At 66.5% G+C, this 13,420-nt stretch carries 11 protein-coding genes; 6 read left to right on the top strand and 5 right to left on the bottom strand.

Translation table 11 applies throughout. From position 1 onward, the window contains the following. The first annotated feature begins 50 nt into the window (after nucleotides 1–50). On the top strand, nucleotides 51–479 hold the full coding sequence (locus tag FGL98_RS04410) for a GIY-YIG nuclease family protein (protein WP_146315528.1): 429 nt from the start codon (nucleotides 51–53) through the stop codon (nucleotides 477–479). 1,009 nt (nucleotides 480–1,488) lie between these two features. Continuing rightward, nucleotides 1,489–1,902 carry a hypothetical protein gene (locus FGL98_RS04405; RefSeq protein ID WP_146315527.1) on the top strand — a complete coding sequence of 138 codons (414 nt, stop codon included), beginning with the start codon at nucleotides 1,489–1,491 and terminating at the stop codon, nucleotides 1,900–1,902. A 35-nt stretch (nucleotides 1,903–1,937) separates the two neighbouring features. Here FGL98_RS04405 and FGL98_RS04400 read toward each other — a convergent pair whose 3' ends face one another. The 3 genes from FGL98_RS04400 to FGL98_RS04390 all read right to left on the bottom strand — a co-directional run bounded on the left by FGL98_RS04400 (nucleotide 1,938) and on the right by FGL98_RS04390 (nucleotide 7,194). After that, the gene (locus FGL98_RS04400) at nucleotides 1,938–2,720 is read right to left on the bottom strand and encodes a hypothetical protein (RefSeq protein ID WP_146315526.1); all 783 of its coding nucleotides are present in this window, start codon (nucleotides 2,718–2,720) and stop codon (nucleotides 1,938–1,940) included. Between the two features lie 1,636 nt (nucleotides 2,721–4,356). After that, nucleotides 4,357–5,172 (bottom strand): carbon-nitrogen family hydrolase, encoded by an 816-nt coding sequence (locus FGL98_RS04395; protein WP_146315525.1) that lies wholly within the window; start codon nucleotides 5,170–5,172, stop codon nucleotides 4,357–4,359. 3 nt (nucleotides 5,173–5,175) lie between these two features. Continuing rightward, entirely contained in the window at nucleotides 5,176–7,194 is a 2,019-nt protein-coding gene (locus FGL98_RS04390) for a bifunctional copper resistance protein CopD/cytochrome c oxidase assembly protein (protein ID WP_146315524.1), read from the bottom strand. A gap of 27 nt (nucleotides 7,195–7,221) precedes the next feature. Between FGL98_RS04390 and FGL98_RS04385 the strand changes: the two genes are divergently transcribed. Further along, nucleotides 7,222–8,094: a maleylpyruvate isomerase family mycothiol-dependent enzyme gene (locus FGL98_RS04385; protein ID WP_146315523.1), complete on the top strand. Its 873-nt coding sequence runs from the start codon at nucleotides 7,222–7,224 to the stop codon at nucleotides 8,092–8,094. Nucleotides 8,095–8,100: 6 nt separating this feature from the next. On the opposite strand, the gene FGL98_RS04380 is transcribed toward FGL98_RS04385, so the two are convergent. Further along, complete coding sequence (locus tag FGL98_RS04380; protein WP_146315522.1) at nucleotides 8,101–8,655, bottom strand: hypothetical protein; 555 nt, start codon at nucleotides 8,653–8,655, stop codon at nucleotides 8,101–8,103. A 201-nt stretch (nucleotides 8,656–8,856) separates the two neighbouring features. On the opposite strand from FGL98_RS04380, the gene FGL98_RS04375 reads away from it, so the two are divergent. Both FGL98_RS04375 and FGL98_RS04370 read left to right on the top strand, forming a co-directional pair. Then, entirely contained in the window at nucleotides 8,857–9,351 is a 495-nt protein-coding gene (locus FGL98_RS04375; RefSeq protein WP_146315521.1) for a MarR family winged helix-turn-helix transcriptional regulator, read from the top strand. 25 nt (nucleotides 9,352–9,376) lie between these two features. Further along, complete coding sequence (locus FGL98_RS04370) at nucleotides 9,377–11,296, top strand: MDR family MFS transporter (protein WP_425460979.1); 1,920 nt, start codon at nucleotides 9,377–9,379, stop codon at nucleotides 11,294–11,296. 63 nt (nucleotides 11,297–11,359) lie between these two features. Here the strand turns inward: FGL98_RS04370 and FGL98_RS04365 are convergent, their stop codons facing one another. Continuing rightward, nucleotides 11,360–11,872 (bottom strand): Lrp/AsnC family transcriptional regulator, encoded by a 513-nt coding sequence (locus tag FGL98_RS04365; RefSeq protein WP_146315519.1) that lies wholly within the window; start codon nucleotides 11,870–11,872, stop codon nucleotides 11,360–11,362. 124 nt (nucleotides 11,873–11,996) lie between these two features. On the opposite strand from FGL98_RS04365, the gene kynU reads away from it, so the two are divergent. Beyond that, the gene (gene kynU / locus FGL98_RS04360; RefSeq protein ID WP_146315518.1) at nucleotides 11,997–13,286 is read left to right on the top strand and encodes a kynureninase; all 1,290 of its coding nucleotides are present in this window, start codon (nucleotides 11,997–11,999) and stop codon (nucleotides 13,284–13,286) included. The last annotated feature ends 134 nt before the right edge of the window (nucleotides 13,287–13,420 follow it).

The following is a 13,420-nucleotide window of genomic DNA, read 5'->3' as shown; positions in this document are numbered from 1 at the left end:
TCGGTAGGCGACCCTACAATCAGCATCGGTCAATCGGGAGGGACGAACTAATGGGATACGCCGTGTCATGGCTAATTCTCGGCAGCATCTTGGCGCTCGGCTTCGTTTGGGCCGTTCGCGACCAGGCGAAGAAGGCCCGACAGCAGCCGCAGCAGCGACCGAGGTCGCCGTGGGCGCCTGCATCGCCGGTGGCATGCGGCGACCGGGCGTTATACCTCATGCAATCGGGCTCGGCGGGCCCCGTGAAGGTCGGCATCGCCGCCGATGTCGAGCAGCGCCGTAGGCAACTACAGACGGGCTCGGCAGAGCGCATACATGTACGCCGCGTGATCCCTTCCGCCTCGGACTATGAGCGCCCCCTTCACGCGCAATTCGCGCGGCATCGGATGAGTGGCGAGTGGTTCGCCGTCGAGGCGCTGCCGACGATCCTCGGCGCGTTCGATCGCGTCGAGCGCGAACTCGGCCGGAACCCGCGCTAACAGCCCCGCCGGGCGCGGGCGGCGAGGATATGCTCGGCGACTTGTATGCGTTGCTCAGGGTCCATGCCGCCATGATGCCGGAGCGCGGGCGAGGTATGCCGTCGGCAGCCCGCACGCAGAGAGGCGCCCCGGTCGATCGCGGCAGGGGCGCCTCCGTGTCAGGGTGCCCTACCTGCCGTCGGGCTTTGCCCCGGCGAGAATCAATCCACCGATGCCGAGCGACAACTGCACATCATGGCTAATCGACCAGCAGAGAAGCGTGGTCACTAGGGCAGCCGCCACGAGGGCGACATGCGGGGCCTTCTTACTGCCTGGTTCCTGCGCCTTCTCCCGCTGATGATCTAGGCTCATATTTGTACCTCCGGTCGTTGCACGCGATCTATTAGGTGCTACATCTGGCCTTGCCCGTGGCGCGGGCAGGGCCAGATTCCTGCCTCTGCATAGTCAAGTAGACAGTCGACTTGCCCTTTAGTCGCCCCGACGCGCCGAGTGAGTGCAATTGCGTGGGTATAGCGGCACGGTGCGTGTAGCGTCCGGCTAGAAGGCCTTGGACTTCCGAAGCGCCCTGCCTCCTCAATGGGGGGCCCGGCGCTTCTGCGTTTACGCCATACATAGGTGCGCTAGCACCTCGGGACGCTCTAGCGTCGCCCACGGATCGAAGCCGAGAGCGTGCCGTCGACAGCCAACGCAAGTCCTAACGGCGCGAGGTCGGCGCCTGAGCGGCGTGTCGCGCGCAGTGGTCGGTGAGGTCCGCGAGGATCGAACTATGCACGCGATGTGGGACGGCCTCTCAGCGGAGCCTCTCGTTTCTATCGTGCACGCGTGCTCGGGGTAGTCGTCGGCCTTCTCGGCGCGCTTGTCACAGCGCCGGGCGCGGCGCGGGAAGTAGTGCGGACGGTTCGCCGGTTCGTGAAGGCGCTATGCCGCTTGGTGTTCGCGATGATGCGCGGCTCACGCGCGGGCGATGAGGCGAAGTGGGAGACACGGCAGCGCCGAAATGGGCTCAACGGTGTCTGTGGCCGCGGAGGGTTCGATCTGGTCTGACGATGTCGCAGAACAGATCAAGATTCTGCGGAAGCGAGGCGAGTGCCTAGCCGAGTCCGTCGAGGCACTACGGGCCGAGCATGGGCAGCGCCTAGATGGGCTGGAAGCCGCGCTCGTGGGAGATAGAGCGGCGAATGAGGAGGCGCTCGCGGACATGCGGGAGCAGCAGGCCGAGCGAGACCGCCAGAGCCGCGCGATTGACGCTCGCGGCCTCCCCTTGATCGGCGTGTCCTTTCTGCTCGCGGGGTTGCCCGACCCGATCGTCGCCGAGCGGTGGCTAGGCGGCCTGCTCATCGCCTTCGCGGTTGTTGTGTCGGTGGCCGTCGGAGTGCCGTGGGGTCGACAGCGTCGGCGGGGCGGAGTGAGTTCTCCGTCGTGAGCAGCCGTGGGGCGGCAGGGCAGTGATGGGCTGGTCTAAGCCGCGTCTGATGGGTCGATCTCGACTTGCGTGATCTCTGGGAGTTGCGGGATTGCATCGACTGCGCGCTCGCGGACGTCCGGCAGCACAGAGGCAACGAGAGCTGCTGCTGACTGTTCAGATCCCTCTGTGATCGGGCTGACAAGCCGGAGCAGGAGTTGTGCAGTCGCCATCTCTTGCACTGAGTCGGTGTAGTCGACTGGGCGTTGATGTTCGCGCTTGACGAGGTCTTCGAGCAGATTATTCGTCAATTTCGCGCGGCGCACATCCTGGCCGCTCTTCTGCCACTCGCGAATCGCCTGCATGATCTTTGTCAACGGCCAGACCGCGGCACCGAGGAAAGCCAGATGCAAGGGATTGCTGTACTCGATGGCGGTGACGTGGATGTTGTCTCGCGGCGATGGTGCGTCGCGCAATTGCTGGAGAATGAGTGCTGGAAGATCTTCTCGAGCTTGTTGTAGACGTTCGGGGCCTGCCGGGTTGTTGGCAGCAATTGCATCATCGAGGATCGAGAGAAATGCGAGATACTGATCTCCGACGGAGTGTATGAACGTTTCGGTCCAGTCCCCCTGATGCGTGTCCAGAAAGCCTGTCGGCCGCCGGTGGTCGTGCTGGACTGCGATCTTCCTCTGCGCGTGCGTAATGTGAGCGGCAAAGTTCGCGATCTCCGCGACGGCGTCGGTGTAGTTCCGGAGGGCGTCGACGGATCGACCGGGGCCGACCTCAAACGCGACGTGAAGTGTCCTGCCCTGCGTGTTGACGCCAATGGTCGTAGTCATGATGTCAGTCCTACCGGAGGCAAGTCCTGTGTGCAGAGACTTGACGGAATCCTCACGAGAGGAGGGTGCCGCCTAGTACAGGGCGGAGGGCTCCGAGATCAGCGCGCGGCGCGTTGATCGTCCAATTTGTACCCACGAGATAGGTCGACGGCGCGAGTGACTGTTTCGCACCTTCAGAGTTCAGGGCCTTAGCTGTGTTCACTGCCTCCTCTAGTTGGCCTGCGGTCGCGTAGGTTGCGAATACGTCGGCGTCGGAGCAGTGTCCGGATTCGGCCGCGAACTTAACGACGTCGTCTTCCACCCACGACGGACAGGTATATCCCGCCGTCACGGCCGCGTCTCGTAGGTCCGTCACAGCGCCGTACGAGACAGGACTCGCGCTCGTCGCGGTGGTCGCGGTCGAGGAGGTGGTTGTGCTAGTGGCGCCGGGAGTTGACGGCGACGCAGTCCCGCAGCCCGCGACTAGGACAGCGACGGACGTGACGAGCGCCCACTTGAGTATTGGATGCATTGCCGAACGTTATAAAGCGTGTGCAGGTTGGCCACAGGTTGGAATCGCGAGTTACTGCTGAGGGGGTACGGGCGGGAGACCTGCCCGGGTTCGGCCGCGGTGGTCCAGCGCGTCGCGCCGAGTGTCCGCGTCGCAACACGCGGACGCCGGACGGTGCTGAGAGAGCGCCAGGGAGGGCGAGGGTGTAGTTGTGTATCTTCGCGGGCTACTTCTGGTTGTTTCTTGTGTTGTCTGGTTTTGGGACTTATACAAAAGACTGAGAGAGAAATTAGGAACTGCATCCCAGACGGCTCAGATCCACGTTTCCGCAGGTCAGAGGCTTGTGAGGCGATGTAGATGCACCAGTGAAACTACATCCGGCGGCCTCTTCGGCTACCGAAACACGGAAAGTGCCGCCGTCTTGGCGGCGTGTGAGCGGCTCGGAATGCAAAAGGCGCCCGCCGCCGACCTCAGGAGAAGCCGACGACGGGCATCGGGCGCTCAGCGGGCGCGATATGCGGCGCGCTGGCACGACCCGCTGCAGTAGCGACGATCCCGCCGCGCGCGCCTAGGTAGGGGTACCGCAGCACTTGCAGCGGCGCCGGGGCGAGACTTCTTCTAGGCGCTGACGATAGAGCGCCTTCCGGCATCCTTCGCTGCAGGTCTCCGCGCGCGGCCGAGACTTCAAGATCGGGAGTCGGCACAAGGCACAGAGGCGGGGCCGCTGCAGCGATTTGCCCAGGCCGCGCCGGACTACGGCGAAGAGGTGCTTGTCGGCGATCGCACCCTCAGGCTCGACAGTCATGCCACGCGTCCTGTCTCGGGCCCTGCCAGTTCGGTGGCCCGGCGCTCATGGCCAGCGATGAGCGCCGATAGGTGATCGGTGAGGATCAGATGCTGGGGCGACACGCACGCCGGATCTCCACACGCCCGCTGCCGCACTATTCGGCGCGGGCCTGGGCGCCGCCCGATTTCGTGCAAGTACGCGAGGCTGACATCGTGTCGCGCGACATACACGACCGGCCACGGCCATGCAGCTCAGGGGCACGGACACGTGGACGGTGGGTGGTGGGTGGTGCGTCGCTCATATTCCTATGCAACAGCGCGATGCCCGCAGGTATGCCGTGGGGGTCGCCAGGTAGACCGCTAAAGTCCGAGCCGGCGATCGTCGAGCACGGGGAAGGCCGATCGGTAGGCCGGAACCTCGGCGGGATCGATCTCGACCGAGAGCACCTGCTCGCCGTCTCCCGCTTCCGCAAGCACCTCGCCGGTGGGCGCGATCACGGCGCTGTGACCGCCCATGGGGGTCCGTGCATGGGTGCCGGCGGTGTTGCAGGCGACCACGAAGCACTGGTCCTCGATGGCTCGCGCCCGCAGCAGCAACGACCAGTGCTCGACGCGTGCCATCGGCCAGGCCGCCGGGATCACGAACATCGTTGCGCCCTGGTCGACCTGCGCACGATAGAGCTCCGGGAAGCGCAGGTCGTAGCAGGTGGACAGTCCCGCATGCACCGACCCACCGGCTCCGTCGGGGATGTCGGCGAAGGCCAGGCTCTCGCCGGCTTCCATCAGCTTGGGCTCGCCACCGGCAAACCCGAAGCGGTGGATCTTGCGATACGTGGCCACCTGGGCACCACCGGCATCCAGGACGATCGAGGTGTTCCACAGCGACTTGCCCTCCGGCCCCTTCTCTCCCGAGGCCGGCCGCTCCACGATCGAGCCGCCGTGCAGGAATACACCGGCCGCACGCGCGGCGTCGGCCAGAGCACGAGCGACGGCACCGGTTGTGTCCTGGGCGCGTTGCTCCCAGTCTCGGTAGGAGAACCCGCCGGGCGCCCACAGCTCGGGCAGCACGACCAGGTCGTGTCCGCGCTGGGCGCCCACCAGCTCGGCGATCCGTTCGGTCCGCGCCTCCAGGGACTCCTCGTCGCCGTAGGCGAGCTGGATCAGTGCGATACGCATCAGCTACTCCTTCGTCGGGCCCGTGCGGCCTTGGGACCGCTGAGCGAGATACTGGTTGTAGGCCTTCAGCTCGGCGTCCTCGTCGCGCTGCGCCTGTCGTTCGTAACGGCCCGCGTCCACCTCGTCCTTGCGCATCCACTCGACGGCGATCAGCAGCGCCAGGAGCAGGGTCGGCAGCTCACCGGAGCCCCATGCGACCGTTCCGCCGCGCTGCTGGTCGGTGATCGCGCTGTCGACGAAGTGCAAGGTGGTGAAGAAGTCGGCGCCGAGCAGGGTCGTTCCCGTCATCAGGGCAACACCGAAGAATGCATGGAAGGTGATGGTGATCAGCAGGATCCCGAGGCGCAGTGGAGCGGGCCAACGCTTCGGCCCGGGGTCGATGCCGACCAGCGACCACGCGTAGATGTAGCCCATCAGCATGAAGTGCGCCATCATCAGCAGGTGCCCGGTATGGGTGCGCAACGCCAGCTCGAAGAACGGCGAGTAGTAGAACAGGATCAGCGTGCCCAGCATGAGGGCGGCCGCGACCGCGGGGTTCGCCATCACGTTCATCGCGCGCGAGTGCGTCACTGCCAGGATCAGCTCACGGGGGCCGAGCGTCTCGTCCTTGCGGCGCGGCAGCGCCCGCAGCGCGAGCGTGACCACACCTCCTCGCACCAGCAGGATCGGCACGAGCATCGACACGGCCATGTGCTCGAGCATGTGCACCGAGAACTGCACCCGCCCGTAGATCGCGGGAGCACCGTTCGTCAGGTAAAGGAACACCACCCAGCCGGCACACCACGAGGCCAGACGCATCCACGGCCAGCGATCCCCCCGGCGACGCAGCCGCAGGACCCACGCGCAGTAGACACCGATGCCGACCAGGGCAACGGCGGTGAAGAGCCAGTCGGTACGCCACGCGGTGTACCAGTCGGAACCGACCAGGCGGGCGGGAGCCGGATAGCCGGTCAGCGAGGTCGCGATGTCCACCGCCCGGGTCGGCGCGTCCGGAACAGGCGGCGCGGATCGGGCGAGTGCGGCCGCGATGCCGATCGTCGCGCCCATCACGAGGCCCTCCACGCCGGCGAGGCGGACGAAGAGCCGCTTGGACCCGGCAGCCTTCGGGTCGGTGCGCAGCCGGGCCACGACCCGTTCACGCTGCAGATAGCCGAACACACCGAGTAGGCCGAGGCAGGCCCCCTTGGCCAGCACCAGCACGCCATACCTGGTCTGCAGGCCGTCCCAGCCACCGAGCCGGACCGCCGCGTTCAGCACCCCGGAGACCCCGACCGCGACGTAGCACCAGGTGGCGATGCGGGAGAAGCGCGCGACGGTGCTCGCGGCGCCCTTGCCGAGGCCGCGCCACAGCACGAGCAGCCCCAGCAGCCCGCCGACCCAGATCGTCACCCCGAGCAGGTGCACCAGCAGCGAGTTCACCGCCGTGTCGTGGTCGGCGCTGCCCGCGGAGTGGCCCACGAGGGCCAGCGGGACCAGCGCCAGCAGGCCGAGGAAGAACAGCCCCGCCTGCCCGTTGCGCCCCGGCTGCGCGAAGCAGAACAGCGCGATCACCAGGGCGATCAGCACGGTGATGGCCGCAGCGCGCAGCGTCTCCAGCTGCCAGGTCAGATGCCAGCAGGCGGTCCAGAACCCCGCCGACCCGATCTGTCGGCCCGAGACGTCGGCATACCCGAAGACCACCCCCAGCGTGCCGGCGGCGGCCCACGTCAGGGCCGACCACCCGGCATACCGGGCGGCACGGGCACGGCGACGGGTCTTGGCCGCCTCCGGCATCAGCAGGCCACCGAGCATCAGGGCGCCGACCGTCAGGGCCAACGCCACGTCGTTGACCACCCGGACCAGTGGCAGCCCCCACCGGACCAGGCCACCGGGGTCCAGCAGCTCGAGCTTGGTGGCGGCGCCGCCGAAGGTGACGGCCAGGAGACACAGCAGTAGACCGGCCACGACGGCAGCGGCTGGCCCGCGCGGATCCGTCAGCGAGGCACGCGGCCGGGTGCGCTCGGGGCGCGCGACGTCGGTCATGCAGACAACCATAAGTAGGTTAGGCACATGCACCCACAACCGCCTGAGGACCTGACCGGACTCGTCGACGGCTTCGCCAGCACCTTGCAGGCCGTGCTGGAGATCGGCATGACCTGTCACGACGACGATTTCGGCAGGGCCACCCAGTGCCCCGGCTGGACCGTCAAGGACCAGATCTCGCACGTCGTCGGCCTCGAGCTAGCGATGCAGGGCGAACGCGCCCCCCAGGTGCCGGTCCCCGACTACGACTGGCTCCGAAGCGAGGTGGGGCACGCCGTCGAACCCGCGGTGGAGCTGCGCCGTTCCCGCAGCGGGTCGCACGTGGTGGCCGAGCTGGCGGCGCTGCTGCCCGCTCGACTGGAGGCCCTACGCGGCCCCGAGCTGCGTCTGGACACCCAGGTGGACGGTCCGTTCGGCCGGACCGACCTGGGCAGCCTGCTACGGATGCGCACGATCGACGTGTGGTGCCACGAGCAGGACCTGCGGCAGGCGTTGGACCGCCCCGGCAACCTGGACACGGCAGGCGCTGCGTTCTTCTGCGAGCGCATCCTGATGGCGTTCCCGGGGCGCGCCGCCAGACGTGCAGGGCTCGAGGTCGGGACCGTCGTGATCATCGAGAGCACCGGGCCGGTGCTCGCCCGCGAGGGCGTGCGCATCATCGAGGGTGCCGACGGCAAGCCGTATGCCGAGTCGCTCTTCTCGGGCGTCTCCCATGAGGCGCCCGCGACGAGCGCGGTCGCCCCCGAGATCGTCGAGTCAGCGACCAGCATCCGGCTGAGCACCGATGCCCTCACCCGCCGCGGCGCCGGCCGAGTGCCGACCCAGGAGCTGCACTACACCGTCGACGGCGACGAGGACGTGGCCCGCAAGGTCCTCGACGCCCTCGTCATCACTCCTTGACCGCCGTCAACTGGCGGTTTTGACCGTTCCGCCGACCTTGGCCTGCACCTGGGCTGCGTCCTTCTTGCTGGGCAGCGTCTTGGTGTCGGCGCCACCGCCGATCGCCATCCAGCCGGGTGCGGACGCGTAGGACATCGTGCTGCTCGTGGTGCTCGCGGCGCCCGCTTTGACAAATGCCTTGGCGATCTGGTCCTGCTGACTCGGGGTCGCCGAGGCCAAGAAGTACACAATGGATCCTGCCTTGCACTGGAGCACGTGGCGCACCCCCATCTTGTATGCCGGCGAGTCGGATTTCGGAGTCGGCGCCGTGGGCGAGCTGCAGCCCAGCTTCTTCGCCACCGCGATCAGCTCCGGGGCGGTCGAGGCTGGAGCGCTGCTCGCCGGTGCTGAGGCGGTGTCGCTGGACGTCGGGTCGCTGGACGCGCTGGGGGACGAGGCCGCGGACGAGGTCGGCGCCGAGCTGCTTGCGGTGTCAGTGGTTCCGGATGACGAGCACCCGGCGAGGGCGACCGTAGAGGCCACCCCAATCAGGACTGCCGCGCGACTGATCGAGCTCTTCATCATTTCCCTTCCCTTGGTCAGATGGACGGTGACAGGTTCTAGGTGTCGCACCGTCCTGTCAATCTGGCGCCGCGCGTTGGACGGCACCGTTCGCGGGTGTGACGGTCAATTTGGTGCTTTGGTTCCCGATGCTTATAGTTGTCTGCTGCAAGCAACTGATCGGCTCTCGCCGGATCTCCCGCACCCGAAGGACTCTCCTCCATGGCCATCGAACTCGACGTCGCAACCCGGCTGTCGACGAACCTCGTGCACGTTTACAAGCTGTTCGGGTCCGTGCGGCACCACGCACCGCGCTTCCACGAGGCGATCGAGCCCACGGCATACCCGCTGCTGTTCGCCCTCGGGGTGCGACCGATGCGCGTCTCGGAGATCGCGGACGCCATCCACTCGGACCTGTCCGTGGTGAGCCGACAGGTCTCGCATCTGGCGGACCTCGGCATCGTCGAGAAACGCCCCGACGAGTCGGACGGGCGGGCCTCGGTGATCGCCCTCAGCGACGAGGGGTCCGAGGCCATCCGACGCATGCAGGATTCCCGCGGTCACTGGTTCCAAGAGCTGATGACCGGGTGGGAGCCCGCCGACGCGGAGGCGTTCGACGCGTTCCTCGTCCAGTTCATCGACACGCTCGACGGCCAGATCTGCCAGCTGCGGTCCGGCCCGAAGTCCCCATCCACCTCCACGACCACTCACCCCTGACCTGCTCAGAGAAAGGATGCGACACGTGAGCTCGCATACGGCCACGGCCAAGGCGCAGGCCCCCACCGACGGCCAGTACACCCACAAGCAGGTCCTGACCATTTTGTCCGGCCTGCTGCTCGGCATGTTCCTCGCCGCGCTGGACCAGACGATCGTCGGCACCTCCATCCGCACGATCGCCGACGACCTGCATGGCCTGTCCATCCAGGCCTGGGTCACCACCGCCTACCTCATCACCTCGACGATCACCACACCGATCTACGGCAAGCTCGGCGACATGTATGGCCGCAAGAAGCTCTTCTTGTTCGCCATCACCGTGTTCATCACCGGCTCCGCGGCGTGCTCGTTCGCCACCTCGATGTACATGCTGGCCGGGTTCCGCGCCTTCCAAGGGATCGGCGCCGGCGGGCTGATGACGCTCGTGCTCGCCATCATCGGCGACATCGTCTCGCCCCGCGAGCGGGCGAAATACACCGGGTACTTCATGGCGACCTTTGCCACCTCCAGCGTGCTCGGACCGGTCATCGGCGGCTTCTTTGCCCAGAGCTCGAGCATCTTGGGCATCTCCGGGTGGCGCTGGGTCTTCCTGGTCAACGTGCCGATCGGCATCGCTGCACTCTTCGTCGTCAACCACACCCTGCACCTGCACCACGTCCGGCGTGAGGCACGGATCGACTGGTGGGGCGCCGTATGGCTGGTCGTCGGGCTGGTGCCGCTGCTGATGGTCGCCGAGCAGGGTCAGTCCTGGGGATGGGGCTCCGCGACGGCAGTGGCCTGCTACGTGATCGGCATCATCGGGCTGGTCGCGTTCGTCTGGGCCGAACAGCGGATGGGTGACGACGCACTGATCCCGCTGCGGATCTTCAAGATCCGCGCTGCCGCCGTCACCATCGGCGCCAGCGTCATCGTGGGTCTGGCCATGTTCGGCGGCATCATCGTGCTGCCGCAGTACATGCAAATCGTGCACAACGCCTCGCCGATGTCGTCCGGGTTCATGATGCTTCCCATGGTCGGCGGACTGATGATCGCCGCGATCGTGTCCGGTCTGATCACCTCGAAGACCGGCATCATCCGGATCTTCCCGATCATGGGCACGCTCATCGCCGCGATCGCCCTGGTGCTGCTGTTCACCATCACGGCCGACACCAGTCTGGTGATCGTGATGACCTACATGTTCATCCTGGGCATCGGACTGGGCAACTGTATGCAGCCGCTCACCCTGATCATCCAGAATGCCGTGCCTCCGCGGGAGATCGGCGTCGCGACGAGCGCCGCCACCTTCTTCCGTCAGACCGGTGGAACCCTGGGCGTCGCGGTCTTCCTGTCCATCCTCTTCAGCACCGTCGGGGGGAAGATGGCCGGCGCGTTCGCCGACGCTGCCAAGTCACCCGAGTTCGTCAGGCAGGCACTGAGCTCCCATGTGCTGCTGCAGTCCGGCGGCACGGTGGTGCCGAACACGAAGATGTTGGCCGGGGTGCAGAACGACTCGGCGATCATCGGCCAGCTGCCGACGATCGTGGCTCACCCGTTCAAGGTCGGCTTCGCGCAGTCGATGGATCTGGTCTTCATCACCGCAGCCGCCCTGATGTTCATCGGATTTCTCATCATGCTGCTGATGCCCAAAGTGACCTTGCGCGAGAAGTCCGCCATGGCCGAGGCCGCCGACGCCAGCGCTGCCGAGGCCTCGGCAGCCGGAACCGGCAGTCCGGCAACCGAAGAGCGCGAACTCGCAATGGCCGGTGCGAGGGTGGGTCGGCACGCGGCCGCCGCCGAGTCGTCCGACGAGGATGGCGAGGTCTGGCGGGACACCCCCAGCGTGATGGACGCGATCACGCACACCAGCGCCGGCATCAGCGCCGGTCATCTCCGCGACGAGGTTCCACCGGAGTCGCGCAGGTCAAACGAGGGCGAGCCCGCCGACTACCGCCCCCGCCACGGCGGCTAGCAGCTGAAGAGAAACGCAAGAGGGGCCGGGTCGGCTGACCCGGCCCCTCTTGGCGCACCGACGTCACTGCCGCGGTGCGGGTGCGTCACCTGGTTGGAGATGGTCGAACACCAGAGTCGTCTGTGTGTTGACGAACGCCTGGTTGGATCCCAGGTGGGCAGCGACGAACTCCCGCAGCGCATCGGTCGTGGGGCAGGCGACATGGATCATCAGGTCGCGGTCGCCGCCGAGCACATAGACGTCCAACACCTGCGGCAAGGCACGCAGCTCATTCGCAAGATCCATCATTCGGTCCCGAGCCTGGGCGTGCACGTTGATGGAGATCAAGGCGAACACGTCCAGCCCGAGCGCACGCAGGTCGAGGTCGGCGTGATAGCCGCGGATCACCCCGGAACGACGCAGCAACCGCACTCTGTTCAGGCAGGTCGATGGCGCCAGACCGGCACGCTGCGCCAGGACGTTGTTCGGGATCCGCCCGTCCGCCGCGAGCTCGCGCAAGATCGTCAGGTCCGCCTCGTCGAGCTGAATCTGGTTCGAACGATGCTGATATTCACGGATCAGCTCCGAATTCTCCATGGCCATTACCCTCTATCACAGAATACAATTCAGCTCGTACCGTCTAGCATGACGCATCCTTCTAGTCTGTGTCGCACATCACTGAGGCGAGTCCGCCCATCCGATAGGCCACAGGAGCAGGCACATGGTCAGCACCACCCAGTCCGTCGATCGTCAGTCGTGCGCAGCCGCCGATGCGCGGGACGACCTGATGCACTTCAAGGACCGTTTCGACCTTCCCTCGGACGTCATCTACCTCGACGGGAACTCGCTCGGAGCGCTGCCGGTCGGAGCCCTCGAACGCGCTCAGGAGGTCATCACTGCCGAGTGGGGCAACGGGCTGATCCGCAGCTGGAACACCGCCGGTTGGTTCGACCTGCCACGTCGGCTCGGCGACAAGCTCGGCAGGCTCATCGGCGCTCGGGCAGGCGAGACGGTGGTCACGGACAGCACCAGCCTCAACCTCTTCAAGACCATCGCAGCCGGCATCCGGATGCAGCAGGTCGACCACCCCGTCCGGCGCGTGATCCTGACCGAACGCGACAACTTCCCGACCGACATCTATGTTGCACAGGGCATCAGCGACTTTCTCAACTCCACCCTCGATGACACCGGCAACCGGTATGAGGTGCGGTTGCTCGATGACGAGCTTCCCCTGGAGGACGCGCTCGACGAGTCGGTCGCGGTGGTCGCCCTGTCGCATGCGAACTATCGGACCGGCAGCCTGTGGGACATGGCCGAGGTCACCGCGATGGCCCACGAGCGGGGCGCCGTCGTCATCTGGGACCTGTGCCATTCGGCCGGTGCCGTGCCGATCGATCTGACCGCGGCGGGCGCCGACTTCGCGATCGGCTGCACCTACAAGTACCTCAACGGCGGACCCGGCTCTCCCGCTTTCATCTGGGTCAACCCGCGTCACCAGGAGCGCTTCTGGCAACCCCTGTCGGGATGGTGGGGACACGCCGACCCGTTCGCCATGGCCGATGCCTACGCACCGGCGGAGGGCATCAGCCGCTTCCTCTGCGGCACCCAGCCGATCACCAGCATGGCGATGATCGAGCCAGGGCTGGACATGTTCCTCGAGGCCGACATGTCTCGGCTGCGGGCCAAGTCGCTGGAGCTGACCGACCTGTTCATCGAGCTGGTCGAGCAGCGGTGCGGCGATCATCCGCTCGAGCTGATCACCCCTCGAGATCACGATCGGCGCGGCAGCCACGTCAGCTTCCGGCATCCCGACGGGTACCCGGTGATGAACGCCCTCATCGCTCGCGGCGTGATCGGTGACTATCGCGAACCCGAGGTGCTCCGGTTCGGCATCACCCCGCTATACCTCTCCCGCACCGACATCTGGGATGCCGTCGAGGCGTTGCGCGACGTGCTGGACTCCTGCGCCTGGGACACCGCGGAGTTCAAGAAGCGGCACGCCGTCACCTGATCGCGACCACCGGCGCAGCGGTATTGGCGCAAAGTCACGCCATAGCGTCACCTTTCGCCAACTCGCCGAAGGGCGAAGGCGGGTGCTGGGCAGAAGTCTCGTTATAGCGAGAGACCTCGCCAACACCGTCAGTC

Origin of the sequence: Leekyejoonella antrihumi, from assembly GCF_007845645.1 — a bacterium.
GTDB classification, from domain to species: domain Bacteria; phylum Actinomycetota; class Actinomycetes; order Actinomycetales; family Dermatophilaceae; genus Leekyejoonella; species Leekyejoonella antrihumi.
The sequence above is the reverse complement of the archived record's forward strand: the minus strand, read 5'-3'. Positions and strand labels throughout refer to the sequence as shown.

Bases quoted from the DNA above. Each gene is read 5' to 3' on its own strand.
- FGL98_RS04365 (WP_146315519.1), bottom strand. From the start codon at position 11,872: ATGGAGAATTCGGAGCTGATCCGTGAATATCAGCATCGTTCGAACCAG.
- FGL98_RS04390 (WP_146315524.1), bottom strand. From the start codon at position 7,194: ATGACCGACGTCGCGCGCCCCGAGCGCACCCGGCCGCGTGCCTCGCTG.
- FGL98_RS04395 (WP_146315525.1), bottom strand. From the start codon at position 5,172: ATGCGTATCGCACTGATCCAGCTCGCCTACGGCGACGAGGAGTCCCTG.
- FGL98_RS04380 (WP_146315522.1), bottom strand. From the start codon at position 8,655: ATGAAGAGCTCGATCAGTCGCGCGGCAGTCCTGATTGGGGTGGCCTCT.
- kynU (WP_146315518.1), top strand. From the start codon at position 11,997: ATGGTCAGCACCACCCAGTCCGTCGATCGTCAGTCGTGCGCAGCCGCC.
- FGL98_RS04400 (WP_146315526.1), bottom strand. From the start codon at position 2,720: ATGACTACGACCATTGGCGTCAACACGCAGGGCAGGACACTTCACGTC.
- FGL98_RS04410 (WP_146315528.1), top strand. From the start codon at position 51: ATGGGATACGCCGTGTCATGGCTAATTCTCGGCAGCATCTTGGCGCTC.
- FGL98_RS04375 (WP_146315521.1), top strand. From the start codon at position 8,857: ATGGCCATCGAACTCGACGTCGCAACCCGGCTGTCGACGAACCTCGTG.
- FGL98_RS04385 (WP_146315523.1), top strand. From the start codon at position 7,222: ATGCACCCACAACCGCCTGAGGACCTGACCGGACTCGTCGACGGCTTC.